The organism is Rhodococcus sp. 05-2254-6 (assembly GCF_002258565.1).
Classification (GTDB): Bacteria; Actinomycetota; Actinomycetes; order Mycobacteriales; family Mycobacteriaceae; genus Rhodococcoides.
The window spans coordinates 1-17,713 of the sequence record NZ_NOZF01000143.1; the positions used below are offsets into that span (position 1 = coordinate 1).

A 17,713-nucleotide genomic window follows, 5' to 3' on the forward strand; every position below is an offset into this window, starting at 1 on the left:
AGCCGGAAGCAGTGACGGGGGAGGGTTCGCCGCCGGACAAGTGATGGGTGGTGGTGCGTGGCATCGGCGATCGCAAATGCGCGCGCATTCGCCAGGTGCTCACGGAATAGCCAGGTGATCGGGCACGAGTTCGCGCGCGGATGGCAAACGCGCGCGCATTTGCGGGGACAGGGGCGACGCGAACCGGGTCGACACAAACCACGTGACCCCCGTCACGAACCGTCTGCCCGGTCGGTGAAAAAGAATCCAGGTTTGTTTCGGCGAAAGCGCATGCGCAAGCGCTTGTATGCGTTCTAGGCTCCTGCAATCGAGCGACGCGACCGCGTGGCTAGGGGACAAGGGAGTCCACATGTTCAATCACCGTCGGAAGTCCGCGCTGACGATCGGCACCGCGCTCATGGCCGGTTCGCTCGTGTTCGGTCTGACCGCTTGCAGCAGTTCGGATTCGGACAGCGTCAAGGTCGGACTCATCACCAAGACGGACTCCAATCCGTACTTCGTGAAGCTGCGCGAGGCAGCGCAGGCCCAGGCGGATTCCAGCGGAGCCGAGCTGGTGGCTCTGGCCGGCGCTTTCGACGGTGACAACGAGGGACAGGTCGCGGCCATCGAGAACCTGGTCGGGCAGGGCGTGAAGGGGATTCTGATCACCCCGAACTCGTCCACCGGAGTCCTGGACGCGATCAAGAAGGCACGTGACGCCGGCGTCGTCGTCATCGCCCTCGACACCGCAACCGACCCCGAGGACGCGGTCGACGCCACGTTCGCCACCGACAACAAGGCCGCAGGCGTCAGCCAGGGCGAATGGGTCAAGGGCACGCTCGGAACCACTGCGCCCCAGGTCATCATGCTCGACGGCACCGCGGGCGGCACGGTCGACACGTTCCGTCACGACGGCTTCCTCGAGGGCATGGGCCTGACCGACAGTTCGCCGGAGATCGTCGGCCAGGAGAACACCAACGGCGATCAGACCAAGGCGCAGACCGCCATGGAGAACCTGCTGCAGCGCGCACCGGGCGTCAATGCGCTGTACACGATCAACGAGCCCGCAGCAGCGGGTGCGTACCAGGCGATTCAGTCTGCCGGCCGCGCCGATCAGATCACCATCGGCTCGATCGACGGCAGCTGCACCGGCATCGAGAACGTCAAGGCCGGCATCATCGGCGCGACGGTGTTGCAGTTCCCGGCGAAGATGGCCGAGCAGGGCGTCGACGCTGTGGTGAAGTTCGCCGAGGACGGCACCAAGCCCAGCGGCTTCAACGACACCGGCTCGCAGTTGGTCACCGATCAGCCCGTCGACGGAATCGAGTCGCAGGACACCGCGTGGGGCGAAGAGAATTGCTGGGGCTGATCGCGGATTCCCGGACCATCGCCCCAACACGAGGACTGATCCGTGAGTACTGACACCGCCGCCGAACCCAAGGCTCCGAGCCGGTTCAACGTAGGGACCATCCTGCGTGAACCGCTGCTCGGGCCGATGGCCGCACTCCTCATCGCCGTCATCGTCTTCAGCTCGATCTCTAGCTCGTTTCTCAACCCGCAGAACGTTTCTCTGATCCTGCAGCAGTCGGTGGTCGTCGGCATTCTCGCCGTCGGCCAGACGCTGATCATCCTGACCTCCGGTATCGATCTGTCGATCGGTGCGGTGGCGGTGATGGGCACCATCGTGATGGCGCAGTCGGCAGGCGCGAACGGTCCGGTGGTCGCACTGGGTTCCACGCTTGCCGTCTGCCTGGCGTTCGGTGCGATCAACGGCGGATTGGTGACGATGCTGCGACTGCCACCGTTCATCGTCACGCTCGGCACGTTCACTGCGATTCAGGCAGCCACCAGGTTGCTGGCCGGCTCCGAGACCTACCAGGTACCGAGCGGACCGCTGACGCTGCTCGGTACCTCGTTCAAGATCGGGAGTTTCTCCACGACGTACGGCGTGGTGGTGATGCTGCTGGTCTACGCCGTGATGTGGTACGCGTTGTCCCAAACATCCTGGGGCAGGCACATTTACGCGGTCGGTGGCAGCCCGCAGGCGTCGGATCGGTCGGGCATCAAATCCGGTCGCGTGCTGTTCTCGGTGTACATCGTCACGGGAGTCATCGCGGCGATCGCGGCGTGGGCAGCGCTCGGAAGAATCCCCAACGCCGACCCGAACGCCTATCAGAACGCCAACCTGGAAACGATCACCGCGGTCGTCATCGGTGGAACCAGCCTCTTCGGTGGCCGCGGCACCGTCATCGGGACTCTCATCGGAACCCTGATCGTCGGTGTGCTGCGCAACGGTCTCACCCAAGCAGGCGTCGACAGCCTGTACCAGAACGTCGCGACCGGCATTCTCGTCATCGTCGCGGTGGCCGTCGATCAATTCGCACGTAGGAGGTCACAGTGAATGCCCCCCTCGCTCTGGAAGCGCGCGGCCTGGTCAAGACCTACGGCAGTGTGACGGCCATCAACGGTGCCGATTTCGAGTTGCGGCCCGGTGAGGTGCTGGCGGTGATCGGCGACAACGGTGCCGGAAAGTCCAGTCTCATCAAAGCTTTGGCGGGCGCTGTCATTCCGGACTCGGGCGAGATCCTGATGAACGGCTCGCCAGTGTCGTTCAAGAACACGCGCGACGCACGAGCAGCGGGCATCGAGACGGTCTATCAGGACCTGGCTGTCATTCCCGCGCTCGACATCGCGTCGAACGTCTACCTGGGACGCGAGATCAAGCGTAAAGGCATCAGCGGCAGTCTGTTTCGTCGCCTCGACATGCCACGAATGCGCGAGGAATCGTCGAAGCACCTGCAGGACCTCAAGATCGGCATCAAGTCGGTCAATCAGGCGGTCGAGACGCTCTCCGGCGGTCAGCGTCAGGGCGTGGCAGTTGCCCGGGCGGCAGCGTTCGGACGCGGAGTGATCATCATGGACGAGCCGACGGCCGCACTCGGCGTGCGGGAGTCGGGCATGGTGATCGACCTGATTCGTACGATCCGCGACCGAGGCATACCGGTGGTGCTCATCAGCCACGACATGCCGCACGTGTTCGAGGTCGCCGATCGAATTCACATCCACCGCCTCGGCAAGCGTGCAGGCGTCGTGAATCCGAAGAACCGCACCATGTCCGAGGTCGTCGCGCTCATGACCGGCGCGGAGGAGCCGACCGACGATGAACGCGCAGGCCTCTGAATCGACAAGTCCGGTCGGTGTTTTCGTCGGGCTGGCGACACTCGACGTCGTCCATCGAGTGGCGGCAGCGCCGGCACCCAACCAGAAGATCACCTCGAGCGCACAGTTCGTCGCGGCGGGAGGACCTGCTGCCAACGCGGCGGTGACCTTCGCCGCGCTGGGCGGGACGGCGGTGCTCGTCACCGCGCTCGGAGACGACCCGGTGGCAGCCCTGATCAAGGCAGACCTGGCCGCATTCGGAGTGCGGGTGCTCGACGCCGCCGAGGGCTCCACCAGGGCTGTGCCAGTCTCTGCGGTGACGGTGATCGAATCGACCGGTGATCGGTCGGTCGTCTCGGCCGACGCCGTGAACTCCGACGCCTCGCCGCCGGAGGATCTCGAGGCCGTCGTGGCCGGTGCCGACGTCGTACTCGTCGACGGGCACCACCCCCTGATCGCCTGCGCCGCCGCGGAACATGCGGCGGCGCGGGTTACCACGTTGGTCGTGGACGCCGGTCGCTGGAAACCGGTGATGAGCGAGCTGATTCCGCACGCCACGGACATGGTGTGCTCGGCGGACTTTCGCGCCCCCGGCACCTCGGACACCGCTTCCGCCGCCGCGGCGCTCGTCGGATCCGGCGTGCACACCGTCGTCACGACCCACGGCGGCGATCCCGTCGAATGGTGGTCCGAGGGATCATCGGGATCGGTCGATGTGGAGCCGGTCGCAGTGGTCGATACTCTGGGTGCCGGGGATGCGTTCCACGGCGCGTATGCCTACTACTCCACGCAGCCAGGCTCCCTTTCCGAGCGCATCGACAGGTCGGCTCACGTTGCCGCATTGCGCTGCTCGGTGATCGGCCCCAGAGCGTGGTTACACGAACTATCCGCCGACACACTTCACTACCCACGGACTCGAAAGCGACAACGGTGAGCACTGATCAGGACGTACAGGAAGCCACCCTCGAACAACTCGTGGAGCTGGCGCGAAAGTCGGCTGTATCCGGTCAGCGACGCATACTCGGCCTGACCGGTGCGCCGGGTGCCGGAAAGTCCACTGTGGCTCAGCAACTCGTCGATGCGCTCGGACCGGAACTCGCGGTACTGGTTCCGATGGACGGATTCCACCTCGCCAACGAGGTGTTGATCGAGCTGGGCCGGCTCGATCGCAAGGGTGCCCACGACACGTTCGACGACGGCGGCTATGCGCGGCTGATCGCGGCGATTCACGACCAGCAGCCCGGCGACCCCACCGTGTACGCGCCGAGATTTCGGCGCGAGATCGAGGAGTCGATCGGGTCCTCGATTCCGGTCCCGTCGACTGTCCCGCTCGTCGTCACCGAGGGGAATTACCTGCTGATGGAGTCCGACGCGTGGCCTGCGGCGCGCGTAATGATCGACGAAGTCTGGTTTCTGGCCCCGCACACGACGGTTCGGCACGAGCGGCTGGTGGCCAGGCACGAGGCCTACGGAAAGTCGCACGAGGACGCGAAGTTCTGGGCACTGGGCTCGGACGAGCGCAACGCGGAACTGATCGGGTCGACCGCATGCCGCGCCGATCGAATCCTGCGGCTGACATGACAGTTCCGCCGAGCCGCGAGGCCCGACAGCGTCGGGCGTACTGACATGCCCACGATGGACGACGTTGCTCGCCTGGCCGGGGTATCGGTATCGACTGTCTCCCACGTGCTCAACGGAACCCGCAACGTCAATCCCGCTACTCGGGAGCGCGTCGATGCAGCGATCGTCGAGATCGGCTATCGGCGCAACGTCGTCGCTCGATCGCTCGCGGCGGGTCGGACGCACACCGTGGGACTGTCCATCGCCGCATTGACCAACCCGTACTTCGGCAGCCTGGTCCATGCCGTCGAGGAGCGGTTGTCCGAGGCCGGTTACGTGTTGATCCTCGGTGACTCGCACGACGAGCCTCGCTCCGAGCGCAGGGTGACGGACTCGTTGCTCGACCGTCAGGTCGACGGCATGATTCTCGCGCCCGCAGCCGGCTCGGAATTCTCCACGATTCCCGAGATCGTCCGTAGCGGAACACCTCTGGTGCTGATCGACCGGATGCTCGATGTCTCCTGTGACCAGGTGGGCCCGGAGAACGACGCGTCGGCGTACGAGCTGACGACCCACCTCCTCGACGCCGGACATCGACGCATCGCGATCGTCCGCGGCATCGAAGGAATCTCCTCCACGACAGAGCGATTCGACGGCTACTCCCGCGCACTGGCGGATCGCGGAATCGAACTCGATCCTCGACTCGTTCTCGACGGCCGATCCAGTGTGGAGGTGGCCGAGTCCCAGGTGCGTGAGTTGATGTCGGGTCCGGATCGGCCGTCTGCTCTGGTGTCGATGAACAACTCGATGACCATCGGATCGCTGAAAGCGGTTCGTGGCCTGGGCTTGTCGATCCCCGCCGACCTCGCCTTCGTGTGCTACGACGACTTCGAGTGGTCGGATCTGTTCGAGCCCAGGCTCACCGCGGCGGCTCAGGACGTGCAGACGATCGGCCGAACCGCAGCCGACCTGTTGCTGAATCGAATCGAGGGCAGCGAAGAGACACCTCGGTCCATTCGAGTGCCCACCACCTTCACCCATCGCAATTCCTGCGGCTGCACGTAGACCGCAGCCACACCCGAAAGATAGGACCCACCATGCCGATTGCCAGTCCGGAGCAGTATGCCGCCATGCTGGATCGCGCCAAGGAGGGTGGGTTCGCCTACCCGTCGATCAACGTCACCGGTTCTCAGACTCTCAACGCAGCTCTGCAGGGATTTGCCGAAGCCGAGAGTGACGGCATCATTCAGGTATCGGTCGGCACCGCGCTCTATCTGTCCGGCAACGCCGTGCAGAACCGCTTCGCCGGGTCCAAGGCGCTCGCGCAGTACGCCCACGAAGTGGCGCAGCACTATTCGATCTCGGTGGCGCTGCACACCGATCACTGCCCCGCCGAGAATCTGGACGACTGGGTCCGCCCCCTGCTGGCCGACGCGATCGAACGACGCGGCCGCGGACTACCGCCGCTGTACCAATCGCACATGTGGGACGGATCGGCCGTGCCGTTGGAGGAGAATTTGCGGATCGCGCGCGAGTTGCTCGATCTGTCGGTGGAGGCCGACACCATTCTGGAGATCGAAGTGGGAGTGATCGGCGGAGAGGAGGACGGGGTGTCACACGAGATCAACGAACAGCTGTACTCGACGGTCGACGATGCGCGCGCCACGATCGCTGCGCTCGGTGCGGGGGAGCGCGGTCGTTATATGACGGCTCTGACCTTCGGCAACGTCCACGGCGTCTACAACCCCGACTCGGTACATCTACGACCCGAGATCCTCGACGAGATCCAGTCCGTCGTCGGAGCCGAGACGGGCAAGGACAAGCCCTTCGATCTGGTGTTCCACGGCGGATCGGGTTCCAGCGCAGAGGACATCGCCTCGGCCGTGGCCAGCGGGGTGATCAAGATGAACATCGACACCGATACCCAGTACGCGTTCACCAGATCCATCGCCGGTCACATGCTGAGCAAGTACGACCAGGTTCTCAAGGTCGACGGCGAGTACGGAAACAAGAAGGCCTACGACCCCCGATCCTGGGGCAAGCCGGCCGAGACGGCGATGGCGGCTCGCGTGGTCGAGGCGACACAGATGCTGGGCTCGGCAGGGCGCACGATGCGCTGAGAATCTTTTCCGTCGAGTGTGTCGAAATCTGCGGACCGGCTCCGTCCCAGGGTCGAATGCGGCAAGAATGGCCGCATCGAACGTCAGGAGACACCATGGCCAAGTACCTCATGCTCAAGCACTACCGCGGCGCTCCGGAGCCGATCAACAGCGTCCCGATGGACCGGTGGACGCCTGCGGAGGTGCACGCGCACATCCAGTTCATGCAGGATTTCGCCGCCGAACTCGAAGCCACCGGCGAGTTCGTCGACGCCCAGGCCCTGGCTCCCGAGGGGACCTGGGTCAGCTCCGGCGGTGAGGGCAAGCCGCCGGTCACCGACGGTCCGTTCGCCGAGACCAAGGATCTCATCGCAGGCTGGATGATCATCGACGTGGAGACCTACGAGCGGGCGCTCGAACTCGCCGGGCAGTTGTCGGCCGCGCCGGGAGCAGGCGGCGAACCGATTCACGAATGGCTCGAACTGCGTCCGTTCATGGAGGCTCCCCCCACCATCGCCGACTGACGACCGCCATGGACCCCCAGGTGCTGCGGGCACTGACACCCGCGGTGATCGGCGTCCTCGTCCACCGCGGAGCCGACTTCGCGTCGGCCGAGGACGCCGCGGCGGAGGCGATGCTCGAGGCGACCTCCACGTGGGTCGCCGACGCGCCTGCCGAGCCGAAGGGTTGGCTGGTGACCGTCGCGTGGCGCAAGTTTCTCGACGCAGAACGATCCGAGAAGGCGCGACGAGCACGAGAGGATCGAGCCGCGGCACAACCGGATCCTGGCACCGTGAGCGGCGTCGACGACACGCTGCAGTTGTTCTTTCTGTGCGCGCATCCCTCGCTCGGTCCGGCGGCAGCGGTGGCACTGACGCTGCGTGCCGTCGGGGGATTGACGACGCGGCAGATCGCGCGGGCGTACCTGGTGCCGGAGAAGACCATGGCGCAACGCATCAGCCGCGCCAAACGCACGGTGCGCGATGTGCGTTTCGATGCGCCCGGTGATGTGGGGACGGTGCGGCGGGTGCTGTATCTCGTCTTCAACGAGGGGTACACCGGGGACGTCGATCTGGCGGCCGAGGCGATTCGGTTGACCCGGCAGTTGGCCGGGTTGTCCGACGACGAGGAAACGGCCGGACTGTTGGCGCTGATGCTGTTGCACCACGCCCGGCGTTCGGCCAGGACCGGGCCCGACGGTCACGTCATCGATCTCGCTGAGCAGGATCGATCTCGTTGGGACACAACGCTGATCGCGGAGGGAGTGCACATCCTGCAGGCGGCGCTCGCCCGCGATCGGTTGGGTGAGTTCCAGGCGCAGGCGGCCATCGCCGCCTTGCACGCCGACGCCCGGTGTATGGAGGAGACCGATTGGCCGCAGATCGTCGAGTGGTACGACGAGTTGCTCGCTCTCACGGACAGTTCCGTGGTCCGACTCAATCGAGCGGTGGCGATCGGGGAGGCCGACGGTCCGGCGGCGGGGCTCGAGGCGCTGGGCGAGGTCGATCCGGCCGTCCCGCGGCACACAGCGGCGGCCGCGTACTTGTGCGAGAAGGCCGGTGATCTGCAGCGTGCTGCCGAGTTGTACGCGGAGGCGGCGGATAAGGCGTCGTCGATTCCCGAGCGGCACCATCTGACGCTGCAGGCCGCGCGGATCAGAACCGGTTGAGCCCCGCAGGCGGCAAGCGAACGGACCGATCGGTTTCGTAATCCGATCGTTAGCGGTAGAAAGCGGAATCCGTGCGACCCTCGTATGGTGCTGAAGTTGCCAATGGGACACAAGAGAAAGAAACTAGCGCGATCCGCTGCGGTCGTGACGGCCGCGGCAGCGGCGTCGATGCTGATGACCGGAACACCGGCGCAGGCGTTGCCGGGGAACTCCGGATCGGCCGACGCGGCTGCGGAAGCCGTCGGCATCCATCAGGTGTCGGCAACCCGCGCGGTGCTGAACGTCTTCTCCCCGTCCATGAATCGGGTCATTTCCAACGAGGTGTTGCATTCGCCGGAAGGCGGCCCTGCGCCCACTCTCGTGCTGCTCAACGGCGCACTCGGCAACGAGGACGGAGTCGGGTGGCTCAACAACTCGGGCGTCGAGCAGTTCTTTCTCGACAAGAACGTCACGGTCGTCGCACCCATCGGCGGTCGCTTCAGTTTCTACACCGATTGGCAGACAATCGATCCCGTGCTCGGCAGCAACAAGTGGCAGACCTACCTGAGCCGCGAATTACCTGCCGCCGTCGACGCGGCCTACGGCTCGACCGGCAGACGCGGCGTGGCAGGGCTGTCGATGAGTGGTGGTCCCGCACTCGATCTCGCGATCCAGGCCCCGGATGTGTTCGACGCGGCCGCGTCGTTCAGTGGATGCCCGGCACCGTCCGACCCGCTTGCCACTGCCGGTATTTCGGCGATGATCGCCGGCGGACTCAACAACCCCTTCAACATGTGGGGGCTGCCGGGAAGTCAGGGATGGCGCGACCACGACCCGTCACTGAACGTCGAGCGGCTGCGCGGAACCGCGGTCTACGTCAGCTCCTCCCGCGGACTACCAGGGCCGGTGGATCGCATTCCCGAGGGCGCGATCCCACCGTTCGGCGGAATGGCGGTGGAGGCCATGGTCAACCACTGCACATCGATCTTCGTCGACGCCCTGCGCCGAGCCGACGTGCCGGCAACGGTGTCCATGCGCGAGGAGGGCGCGCACACCTGGCCGCTGTTCGAGGATCAGCTGCGTGAGGCCTGGTTCACCACGCTGGCACCGGCTCTGGGAACCAGCTGATTGCATCGAGACTTCGGCGGGTAAGCGGGGTTCACACCGGCGAAAGGACAACGCGAACATGTCGAAGGACGAACTGCACAAGGGTGACAAGGTCGAATGGCAGACCCACGGAAACACGACCGAGGGAACGGTGGTGGAGAAGATCACCTCCGAGACCGAAGCCGCAGGCCGCACCGTGAAGGCATCGAAAGACGAGCCGCAGTACCGGGTCGAGAGCGACAAATCCGGTAAGGACGCGGTGCACAAGCCGGAAGCGCTTGACAAGAAGGACTGACGCCACAAGATCACTTGTGCGCCCCGAGTTGTCGACTCGGGGCGCACAAGTGGATCTCAGGCCTCGGGCACCGATCGTTCTGCGCCCCAACTCCGTTCGATGTAGCCGCGGATGCGCTCGATGTCCTCGGCTGGGATTCTCTCCGGCTCGCCGTGCTCGAGGGGATCGGTGTGGAAGATGTACAGCCGTGAGGCGAACTGGTCGAACGGCAGCGAACCCTCGCCTGCGCGTTCGCCGTTGCCCGCCGTGCCCACCACGACGCCGTCGCCCCAGTCCTGACCGCTGTCGTTGTTCGGGTTGAAGAAGTACACCCGCATGGCGCCGTCGGGATCGGTGTTCACGCGCAGGATCGTGATGGCGTGCCACCCCACATACCGTGCGGCGCTGTCGGTTACGGCCACACCTGCCGGCTGCGGATGGATCAAGGGTTGGTGCCCGTTGTACTCCGGGTGGTACGCCGCGTAGAACTGCCGCAGAAAGGCGTCCAGGTCGACGAGATTGCCGGTCGCGACATCGACGTCGATGTGGAATTCGCGTGCCGACCACCACCCGTGGAACTCGGGATTGACCCAGCGGTGCGGGTCGCCGGGACGATCGGCGCAACGCCGGACCATCTCGGCATAGATGCGATCGAGGTGTGGAACCAGCAACAGCGACGCGGGATCGAGGTCCACCGGATCGGTCGTGGCGACGCCGCTGACACTCTCGGTCGACGAGATCGACTGCCCCTCGAAGTGCATGACGATCTCCTCGTCACGCGCCGCCCACACCACCATCTGCAGCAGGTAGTCGGGATCGTTGTAGGCCCACATCGACAATGCCCGCGCCGACTGACACGTCGGGTTGTCGCCCTGGCCCACGCCGAGGGGCTGCCCCAGCATCGAGAGCAAGCCCCCGAGCAAGCGTGACTCCGGCGCGGGGACCGGCCCGAACGTGGTGATCAGTCGTTCCCGCACCGCGGGAGCAAGTTTCAGCGAGATCTGCCGCCACAGGGACGGCACGATCGGCGGCTGATGCAGAATCCCGCGATCGAGAAGCAGTGCCAATCCGTAGAGGCACTGCGCGGTCTCGGGATACACCGTCTCCTCGATGAGGCGATGCACCAGTTCCGGATACCGCGTCAGGCAGGTCCGGCCGGTATCGGAAAGGCCGAGGGCCTCGGGCAGAACGTACGAGTAATGGTCGACGAGATACTGCGTCAGCGTCGCGTGATACGGGGAGACGAGCCCGGTGTCGTGCATGGCTCGCGCGAATCCGCGGGCCTCGAACTGCAACGCCTCGACGTCCATCGCCTCGAGTCGCGATCGGTACACCTCGACGCCCGGATCCTCGCGGCAGGCATCGGTTGTGCCGAACAATGCCGTGATCAACCGATCCAGACCTTGACCGGACGTGCCGAGATCGACGGTGGGATCGTCACGATAGATCGCGATGCGGGTGACCATGTCCTTGATGGTGTCCACCTGAATCGGACGCTGCCGCAGAATCCGCCAGATCTCCTCGACCAACTCGTCGAGCACACTGTCGTAGCCGATCTGCCCGGCCACGTACCCGAACAGATCACGGATCAGATGCGCGGTGCGGCCCAGGCGAACTCGCTCCGACTCGGACGGTGGTGTGAACAGGACGTCGAGATTCACCGCGAGAACCTGAGAGAGGAACCGGCGGGCATCTTCGGCGGTCACCGCAGCATGCTGGTACTCGCCCGCGACGATCGCGACCATCCGCAGTTCGCTGGTCGCCTCGAGTACGAAGGTGTCGTCGTTGCCGCTGCGCAAGCTGGGCCCTACGAACCCTGGAACGAGAATGTCCGGCTGCGCCCAGTCGGTGCCCGCGAACAGCCCCGCATTCTCGAGCACCTCGGCGCGTTCGCGAATTGCATCGCAACCGCCGGGCTGCAACAGGACTCGATGCACACCGTCCAGAACTCGTCGCACCTTGGTGTTCTTGCTGAACTCGGGTGCATCGGCCAAGGCATGCACGGCATGGTCCAGTTGCGCCAACCGTGATGCCAATGCTTTGTCCACGGTGGTGGTCGCGTTCGTCGGTGCCGGCTCGTCCATGGTCTGTGACGATGGGTTGCGGTCGTCTCCGAGTTGCTGCTTCACACGTAGAAGTCCAGTTCTTCCTGATGCTTCAACAAGTCACGCATGACGTAGGTGTCCTCACCGAAGAAGTACAGCAGGCCCCAGTGGGTGCCGAATGCCGTTCTCTTGGTGACGGTTTCCTCCACCGGTGCCGACAGATCGTTGGTCTCGTAGTAGTCGTGCCCGCTGGTCTCCTCGGGAATCTGCAGTTGGCTGACGACGCGGCGTCGCGGGTACACCCCGAAACATCCGGCGACACCGGTGGCGTCGACGACCTCCTTCGGGAAGAAGGCGTCGATCTCCTCCTCGGTGGTCTTCGGGTCGAACGCCAACGCCAGGCCCTGGTAGGCGTTGAAGCCGTAGGCCCGCTCGAGCAGCTCGAACACCTTGAAACCCGGTGGGCGGTAAGCAACTTCGCCGAAGTACATCTCGCCGTCACTGGTGACGAAGTACTCGGGATGAATGAAGCCGAACTCGATGTCGAACGTCTTGATCAACTTCTCGATCTGCACCGTGATCTGCTCGCGGTACTTCTCCAGTTCCGGTGTGGCCGGAACGAACACCGAATAGCCGAGCGTGACGTATTCGGAGATGTTGAGGAACTTGATCTTGCCGTTGTGAATCCATGCTTCGACGGCGAACTCCCAACCGTCGAGATGCGATTCCATCAGCGCCGGAAATTCCTCGTCGGGAATGGAGTCGACCTCGTCGGGGGTGCGAATGACACGGTGGCCGAGGCAGCCTGCCTTGTCGAATGCCTTGACATGGATGGGATCGTTCGGATCGCCGTCGAGCTTGAGCAAGGTCTGGTTGACTCGCTTCAGGAATCGGATGACGTCCTCGCGGTCGTGGGCCTCTTCGAAGATGCCGACGCGGATTCCACCGAGTTGGGCGCGACGCTTCATCAAGGACTTGTCGCGCAGCAGCATCGCCTGACCGAACAGTCGCGGGTTGCCCAGCAGCACCGAGTTGATGGCACCGGCCCACTCGACCGTCTCCTCGTAGAGCGGGATCGCGACGTCGACACCCTTGTCCTGCAGGGTCTCGGCAATTTCCAGTGAGCGATCGTTGAGTCGCTCGAAGTTCCACGGGAGGTACGGAATGTCGTGCTCGGTGCAGTACGCCTCGGCCCACTCGGGGGCGACGACGACGTATCGCCGATCGAACTTGTCCAGTGCTTCCACCGCGGCCAAACTCCACCCCAGCAGGGCCACGAAACCCTTGTTCGGGTCTTTCTCCAGCCTGTCTGGCTGAGCCATGAAGTTCCTTCCCCTAGATGATTCATCGGTCGAGGTCCTTCGCTCCACCGTACAGAGGCAGTATCGGTCACCGGGCACCCCTGTATGCGACTGTGGATCGGAAACGCGCCGGATCCAGGTGTTCGGTAGCGTTCACGATCGACGAGGTGCGGTGCGCGCCTTCCTGGAACGAGGAGTGCGACATGACGGTCGACAAAACGGGTGCGCAGGTCGAAATCACCCAGCAAGCAGATCGTTTCACGGTCTCGGTCGACGGCTCGCAGGTCGGGTTCACCGAGTTCGCCGACGACGAACACGGCAGACGTATCTTCTTCCACACCGAGGTCGACGCAGCCTACGGCGGACGTGGTCTGGCAACGATTCTCGTGCAGCAGGCGCTCGACGCCACCCGCAACGATGCCAAGCGGATCGTGCCGATCTGCGAGTTGGTAGCGGCCTTCGTGGGCAAGCACTCGGAATTCGACGACGTCGTGGAGCAGCCGACCGACGAGATCCGGCAATGGCTGGCCGACCGGCGGGGCTGACCGCGGGAATACCGTCGGGCGTCGTCTGGTTGAGGCGATCAGAGTAGTTGCAGAGTCAACTACATTGCCGAAAGGGACGCATGCCTGCAGTGACGGTCGACAACATCCTCGCCTTGCCCCGAATCCCCATGCCCGACGCCACCGCCGTCCCCCGCCCGGTCCGGTCCGTCACGACGGCACCGACGGGGTACGAGGGCGAGGGCTTTCCGGTCCGTCGCGCATTCGCGGGACTGGACATGGCGTCACTGGACCCGTTCATCCACATGGATCAGATGGGCGAGGTCAACTACGCGCCCGGCGAGCCGAAGGGGACGCCGTGGCATCCGCATCGCGGGTTCGAGACGGTCACCTACATGATCGACGGCATCATGGAGCACAAGGACTCTCACGGCGGCGGCGGAATCATCAGCGGTGGCGACACCCAGTGGATGACGGCGGGCGGGGGCATCCTGCACATCGAGGCTCCGCCGGAGCATCTGGTGCTCTCGGGTGGGCTGTTCCACGGTGTTCAGCTGTGGGTCAATCTGCCGCGCGAGAACAAGATGGCGCACCCGCGCTACCAGGACATCACCGGCAGCAGAGTCGCACTGGCGTCGAGTCCCGACGGTGGTGCGTTGGTCCGAGTGATTGCCGGCGAGATCGCAGGCATGCAGGGCCCGGGGTCGACGTACACTCCGATTGCGCTCTCGCACAGCACCATCGCACCGGGTGCGGCGCTGACGCTGCCGTGGAACAGGGAGTTCAACGCACTGATCTACGTTCTCGCGGGCGAGGGCACCGTGGGCGCGGAGAAGCGTCCGATCAGGATGGGGCAGACGGCGCTGTTCGGCCGCGGCGACACCATCGAGATGTCCGCGTCTACGGCGGGGGAGTCGCTGGAGGTGTTCGTTCTCGGCGGCAAGCCGATCAGGGAACCCGTCGCGATGGCAGGCCCGTTCGTCATGAACACCAAGTCCGAAGTGCTGCAGGCGTTCGAGGACTACCAGGCCGGTCGGCTCGGCGTTCCCGTCGAATGATCGTCTCGGCCGTGCAACGATCTCCTGCATGAGCGACGCCGAGCCCCGTATTCGCAGAACACGGCTGTATCGCCGTCTGGTCACCCGCGCGGACGGCCCGCTCGAGCCCGCGCGGGCGGCCAAGAGACTGTCGGCCTACGTCTACGGAAACATCCTGGTTCTGGCGGCGGTCGCAGCATCGACGCCGAGCTCGATCGAGAACGGAACTGCTGCTGTTCTGGTTCTGGCCACGGCGGTGACGACGTTTCTGGCGCATGTGTTCGCCGATTTCGTCGCCAGCAGTCAGATTCCCGAAGCGCACGGCGATGCAACCGACGAGCAACGCACGTTCGAGGCCGTCGAGGAATTCCGTGACGCCGTGCCGATCCTGAGCTCCGGCACGGTCCCTGCGGTGATGCTGGCCCTCGGCTGGTTGTCGGTGCTCCCGGGGCAGTGGTCGGAACTGCTGGCCGGCGGAGTCATCGTGATACGCATCGCGACGATTCAGATGGTCACGGAACGAATTCGCGGCAACCCGTTGACCTTCCGCGCAATTCTGGGTGGTCTGGCCACCGCTGCGGTCGCAGCACTCATCGTCTTGGCCAAGGTGTTTCTGGGGCACTAGCTCCCGAACTCGGCGTACAACTCCGGCAGGAAGCCGGCCAGGTGATTCATCTCCTGTCCGCAGTGCAACAACAGATCTCGGGCGAGATCGACCCCGAGATCGAGGTCCGTCGGATCGACCGACGCCCCGCGGCGGACGGCGCACACGGCCTGCTCGATGTCCGGTACGTGCAGCCCGCGCAGGTTCAGGAAGAAACGGCTACGCATCTCGGCACCGCCCTCGACGGGACGCACCTGGTGGGCCAGCCAGCCCAGGTCCACCGGCGCGATGGAGCTGCCCACTCGGCCGAAGACGATCGTCTGATCCGCGGGAACGTCGAAGCCGTGCGCAATCGGATCGCGAAAGGCAATGCCCAGCTGTTGCAGCTTCGGCCCGACGTACTCGTCCACGAAAGTCGTGTTGCCGACGTACTTGGCCTTGTCGGGAATATCGAGTGCCGTTCGATCCTCGGCGAAGGCTGCGTAGAGGTGGGCGTCGGGATGCCACAGCTTGTAGCGTGCGGCCTCGGTGGAATGCCAGCCGAACCACCAGTCCCACATCGCTGCCGTCACGCGCGGCATCACCGTGCGGACCGCCACGAACGTCACTCCATCGGCGCGTCGACCGTATCCGGTCTCGATCGTGGAGTAGCCGGTGGGCGCGAGATCGGTTGTGATGGAATCGAATCCAGGAATCGAATCCGGCGCGAGGGCCGGGCCCGCACAGGCGTCCGCGACGGCGGTCGGTGCGGGCGTCGTTCGCTGTGCCATGTATCGGGCGTACGGCAGATCTCGATCGGCGTCGCGGTAGCCCTGGTAGCGCTCACCGCACTCGTCCGCCGAACCGGTTGCCGGGGCCGCCACCGCCTTGGCTACCGGGCCGACGACGGCGACGGTGGCCGCAGCGGCCGCTCCGATCATGATCTGGCGTCGTGTCGGCCCCCGGGTCATGCGACCACCCCTCTCAACATTCGTTGAGGCTAGGTCGTGGAATCGATGTATGTCAACAGCCGGGCACTACACTGCGCGGTATGAGTCCGGCACACCCCAGGGACGACGAGTCGAGAGTGCGTCGGCGCGACGAGATCGCCACGGCCGCGATCGAGGTGCTCGCCACCCGAGGTCTTCGCGGCTTGACGCACCGGGCGGTGGACGCCGCAGCGGGACTGGGACCCGGGTCGGTGAACTACCACGCGCCCACCCGGAGTCGGCTGCTTCACCTGGCTCTCGGTCAGCTGTTCGTCCGCGACTTCGAGGTGGCCGGAGCGACCTTCGGCAGTCTCGTCGACGTCAAGCCGCTCACCGCCGATATCGTGGTGTCGCGCATCATCGATTTCATCGACGCCATGACGACCGGGGATGCCGTCCAACGGGTCATCGCTCGCCACATCATGCTCGGCGAGGCGCAGCACGACGACGAAATTCGCGAGTTGTTCGACAGTCAACGAGCAGCATTCGTCACCTACACCCAGTGGATCGTCGCCTCGTTGGACTCCGAGGATCCGCCGTCCGACGCCGAGACCCTCGTGGTGATGATCGAGGGGCTGGTGCAGCGGCAAGTGCTGATCGGGTCACGCCTGTCCCCGGGTTTCATCGAGCAGATGTTGCGCAAGATCGTGGTGGCCTCGCCGCTGGTCGAGAACTGACCCGGACCGGCGGCCTCACCCCAGCAGCGAACGACGCTCGGTGTGGGTGAACGTGAAGATCGTCGCGCCGAAGCTGATCAGTGCGGTCAGAAGCAGTACCTGCGGGCCGGTGATGACGACGCCGATGAAGGCTCCGATCGCGCCTCCCAAGGCGAACGATCCGAGAAGGGCTGTGTAGCAGAGCCAGTCGTAGCGCGTCCCGCCGCCGAACATGTGCCGCTCGATTCCCTGGCCGAGTTTGACCATGGTCCCGGTGACGTAGCTCAGGGGAATGTAGGTCTCTTCCTTCTTCGTGAACGCGGTGTTGAGAGCACCGAGTGCGAAGGCCACCAACAGAATCGGGTAGAAGTTCACGTTGGCCGACGACCATCCGGAGATGGCGATGTCGATCGCGCCTGCTCCGGCGAGTGCGATCGTGGTGAGCACCGTTGCTCCGTGCGGGTGATTCGACCAGTAGCGACGACGGCAGATCGACGAGATCACGACGCCTGCCAGGAAAGAGCCCATGAGCGCCAGTGCCGCGATCGGTGAGGCCCCCGGGGTGACCTCCTTGCCCTCGGGATGCCCGAAGTGTCCGACGACTGCTCGCTCGGTGTTGCCGGTCATGAAGGTCACGAAGTAGCCGGCGGAATGGAGGAAGGCAACTGCACCCACCATCCCTGCCAGTCCCGACAATATCCAGGACAGACGAGCTTCGGCACCGACGGCTGTTTCGCGGCTGATCGTCAATGGGGAAGTCATGACTCGATTGT

General features: G+C 64.9%; 19 protein-coding genes. 15 read left to right on the top strand and 4 right to left on the bottom strand.

Features of this window, described 5'->3' with window-relative positions:
* Positions 1–349 precede the first annotated feature (349 nt).
* The 11 genes from CH256_RS19365 to CH256_RS19415 all read left to right on the top strand — a co-directional run bounded on the left by CH256_RS19365 (position 350) and on the right by CH256_RS19415 (position 9,847).
* Entirely contained in the window at positions 350–1,348 is a 999-nt protein-coding gene (locus tag CH256_RS19365; RefSeq protein WP_094639232.1) for a substrate-binding domain-containing protein, read from the top strand.
* 42 nt (positions 1,349–1,390) lie between these two features.
* A complete protein-coding gene (locus CH256_RS19370) occupies positions 1,391–2,380 on the top strand; it encodes an ABC transporter permease (RefSeq protein ID WP_094670362.1) in 990 nt (329 codons plus the stop codon).
* On the top strand, positions 2,377–3,159 hold the full coding sequence (locus tag CH256_RS19375) for an ATP-binding cassette domain-containing protein (protein ID WP_068055667.1): 783 nt from the start codon (positions 2,377–2,379) through the stop codon (positions 3,157–3,159). Before CH256_RS19370 ends, CH256_RS19375 begins: the two co-directional genes overlap by 4 nt.
* Complete coding sequence (locus tag CH256_RS19380) at positions 3,140–4,072, top strand: PfkB family carbohydrate kinase (protein WP_094670363.1); 933 nt, start codon at positions 3,140–3,142, stop codon at positions 4,070–4,072. The genes CH256_RS19375 and CH256_RS19380 overlap by 20 nt, the downstream gene beginning before the upstream one ends.
* Complete coding sequence (locus tag CH256_RS19385; RefSeq protein ID WP_094670364.1) at positions 4,069–4,719, top strand: nucleoside/nucleotide kinase family protein; 651 nt, start codon at positions 4,069–4,071, stop codon at positions 4,717–4,719. Before CH256_RS19380 ends, CH256_RS19385 begins: the two co-directional genes overlap by 4 nt.
* A gap of 54 nt (positions 4,720–4,773) precedes the next feature.
* Positions 4,774–5,763, top strand: coding sequence for a LacI family DNA-binding transcriptional regulator (locus CH256_RS19390; protein WP_231893842.1), 990 nt, complete (start codon positions 4,774–4,776; stop codon positions 5,761–5,763).
* A 32-nt stretch (positions 5,764–5,795) separates the two neighbouring features.
* Complete coding sequence (gene fbaA, locus CH256_RS19395) at positions 5,796–6,818, top strand: class II fructose-bisphosphate aldolase (RefSeq protein WP_094670365.1); 1,023 nt, start codon at positions 5,796–5,798, stop codon at positions 6,816–6,818.
* Between the two features lie 95 nt (positions 6,819–6,913).
* Positions 6,914–7,321 carry a YciI family protein gene (locus CH256_RS19400; protein ID WP_094670366.1) on the top strand — a complete coding sequence of 136 codons (408 nt, stop codon included), beginning with the start codon at positions 6,914–6,916 and terminating at the stop codon, positions 7,319–7,321.
* An 8-nt stretch (positions 7,322–7,329) separates the two neighbouring features.
* The gene (locus CH256_RS19405; protein WP_094670367.1) at positions 7,330–8,466 is read left to right on the top strand and encodes an RNA polymerase sigma factor; all 1,137 of its coding nucleotides are present in this window, start codon (positions 7,330–7,332) and stop codon (positions 8,464–8,466) included.
* 144 nt (positions 8,467–8,610) lie between these two features.
* Positions 8,611–9,573, top strand: coding sequence for an alpha/beta hydrolase (locus tag CH256_RS19410; protein ID WP_231893843.1), 963 nt, complete (start codon positions 8,611–8,613; stop codon positions 9,571–9,573).
* A gap of 58 nt (positions 9,574–9,631) precedes the next feature.
* A complete protein-coding gene (locus tag CH256_RS19415; protein ID WP_068055681.1) occupies positions 9,632–9,847 on the top strand; it encodes a DUF2945 domain-containing protein in 216 nt (71 codons plus the stop codon).
* A gap of 56 nt (positions 9,848–9,903) precedes the next feature.
* Here CH256_RS19415 and CH256_RS19420 read toward each other — a convergent pair whose 3' ends face one another.
* A complete protein-coding gene (locus CH256_RS19420) occupies positions 9,904–11,910 on the bottom strand; it encodes a hypothetical protein (RefSeq protein WP_094670392.1) in 2,007 nt (668 codons plus the stop codon).
* Positions 11,911–11,951: 41 nt separating this feature from the next.
* Positions 11,952–13,193: an ATP-grasp domain-containing protein gene (locus tag CH256_RS19425; protein WP_094639239.1), complete on the bottom strand. Its 1,242-nt coding sequence runs from the start codon at positions 13,191–13,193 to the stop codon at positions 11,952–11,954.
* Positions 13,194–13,375: 182 nt separating this feature from the next.
* On the opposite strand from CH256_RS19425, the gene CH256_RS19430 reads away from it, so the two are divergent.
* From CH256_RS19430 to CH256_RS19440, 3 genes are all read left to right on the top strand, one after another.
* Positions 13,376–13,717 carry a GNAT family N-acetyltransferase gene (locus tag CH256_RS19430; RefSeq protein WP_068055684.1) on the top strand — a complete coding sequence of 114 codons (342 nt, stop codon included), beginning with the start codon at positions 13,376–13,378 and terminating at the stop codon, positions 13,715–13,717.
* Positions 13,718–13,797: 80 nt separating this feature from the next.
* Positions 13,798–14,733 (top strand): pirin family protein, encoded by a 936-nt coding sequence (locus CH256_RS19435; RefSeq protein WP_094670368.1) that lies wholly within the window; start codon positions 13,798–13,800, stop codon positions 14,731–14,733.
* A gap of 28 nt (positions 14,734–14,761) precedes the next feature.
* Complete coding sequence (locus tag CH256_RS19440) at positions 14,762–15,337, top strand: hypothetical protein (protein ID WP_068055691.1); 576 nt, start codon at positions 14,762–14,764, stop codon at positions 15,335–15,337.
* Here the strand turns inward: CH256_RS19440 and CH256_RS19445 are convergent.
* On the bottom strand, positions 15,334–16,266 hold the full coding sequence (locus tag CH256_RS19445) for a DAPG hydrolase family protein (protein ID WP_256989488.1): 933 nt from the start codon (positions 16,264–16,266) through the stop codon (positions 15,334–15,336). The two genes, CH256_RS19440 and CH256_RS19445, sit on opposite strands and share 4 nt — an antisense overlap.
* An 80-nt stretch (positions 16,267–16,346) precedes the next feature.
* Here CH256_RS19445 and CH256_RS28370 point away from each other — a divergent pair, with 80 nt between their 5' ends.
* Positions 16,347–16,961, top strand: a complete 615-nt coding sequence (locus CH256_RS28370; protein ID WP_068055695.1) for a TetR/AcrR family transcriptional regulator — start codon at positions 16,347–16,349, stop codon at positions 16,959–16,961.
* A 15-nt stretch (positions 16,962–16,976) separates the two neighbouring features.
* On the opposite strand, the gene CH256_RS19455 is transcribed toward CH256_RS28370, so the two are convergent.
* The gene (locus CH256_RS19455) at positions 16,977–17,702 is read right to left on the bottom strand and encodes a YoaK family protein (RefSeq protein WP_068055698.1); all 726 of its coding nucleotides are present in this window, start codon (positions 17,700–17,702) and stop codon (positions 16,977–16,979) included.
* Positions 17,703–17,713: the final 11 nt, after the last annotated feature.

What these genes read in the sequence shown, in the direction of transcription:
- CH256_RS19400 (WP_094670366.1), top strand. Translation starts at nt 6,914, where the DNA reads ATGGCCAAGTACCTCATGCTCAAGCACTACCGCGGCGCTCCGGAGCCG.
- CH256_RS19435 (WP_094670368.1), top strand. Translation starts at nt 13,798, where the DNA reads ATGCCTGCAGTGACGGTCGACAACATCCTCGCCTTGCCCCGAATCCCC.
- CH256_RS19405 (WP_094670367.1), top strand. Translation starts at nt 7,330, where the DNA reads ATGGACCCCCAGGTGCTGCGGGCACTGACACCCGCGGTGATCGGCGTC.
- CH256_RS28370 (WP_068055695.1), top strand. Translation starts at nt 16,347, where the DNA reads ATGAGTCCGGCACACCCCAGGGACGACGAGTCGAGAGTGCGTCGGCGC.
- CH256_RS19365 (WP_094639232.1), top strand. Translation starts at nt 350, where the DNA reads ATGTTCAATCACCGTCGGAAGTCCGCGCTGACGATCGGCACCGCGCTC.
- CH256_RS19440 (WP_068055691.1), top strand. Translation starts at nt 14,762, where the DNA reads ATGAGCGACGCCGAGCCCCGTATTCGCAGAACACGGCTGTATCGCCGT.
- CH256_RS19420 (WP_094670392.1), bottom strand. Translation starts at nt 11,910, where the DNA reads ATGGACGAGCCGGCACCGACGAACGCGACCACCACCGTGGACAAAGCA.
- CH256_RS19415 (WP_068055681.1), top strand. Translation starts at nt 9,632, where the DNA reads ATGTCGAAGGACGAACTGCACAAGGGTGACAAGGTCGAATGGCAGACC.
- CH256_RS19430 (WP_068055684.1), top strand. Translation starts at nt 13,376, where the DNA reads ATGACGGTCGACAAAACGGGTGCGCAGGTCGAAATCACCCAGCAAGCA.
- fbaA (WP_094670365.1), top strand. Translation starts at nt 5,796, where the DNA reads ATGCCGATTGCCAGTCCGGAGCAGTATGCCGCCATGCTGGATCGCGCC.
- CH256_RS19390 (WP_231893842.1), top strand. Translation starts at nt 4,774, where the DNA reads ATGGACGACGTTGCTCGCCTGGCCGGGGTATCGGTATCGACTGTCTCC.
- CH256_RS19455 (WP_068055698.1), bottom strand. Translation starts at nt 17,702, where the DNA reads ATGACTTCCCCATTGACGATCAGCCGCGAAACAGCCGTCGGTGCCGAA.
- CH256_RS19445 (WP_256989488.1), bottom strand. Translation starts at nt 16,266, where the DNA reads ATGACCCGGGGGCCGACACGACGCCAGATCATGATCGGAGCGGCCGCT.
- CH256_RS19380 (WP_094670363.1), top strand. Translation starts at nt 3,140, where the DNA reads ATGAACGCGCAGGCCTCTGAATCGACAAGTCCGGTCGGTGTTTTCGTC.
- CH256_RS19425 (WP_094639239.1), bottom strand. Translation starts at nt 13,193, where the DNA reads ATGGCTCAGCCAGACAGGCTGGAGAAAGACCCGAACAAGGGTTTCGTG.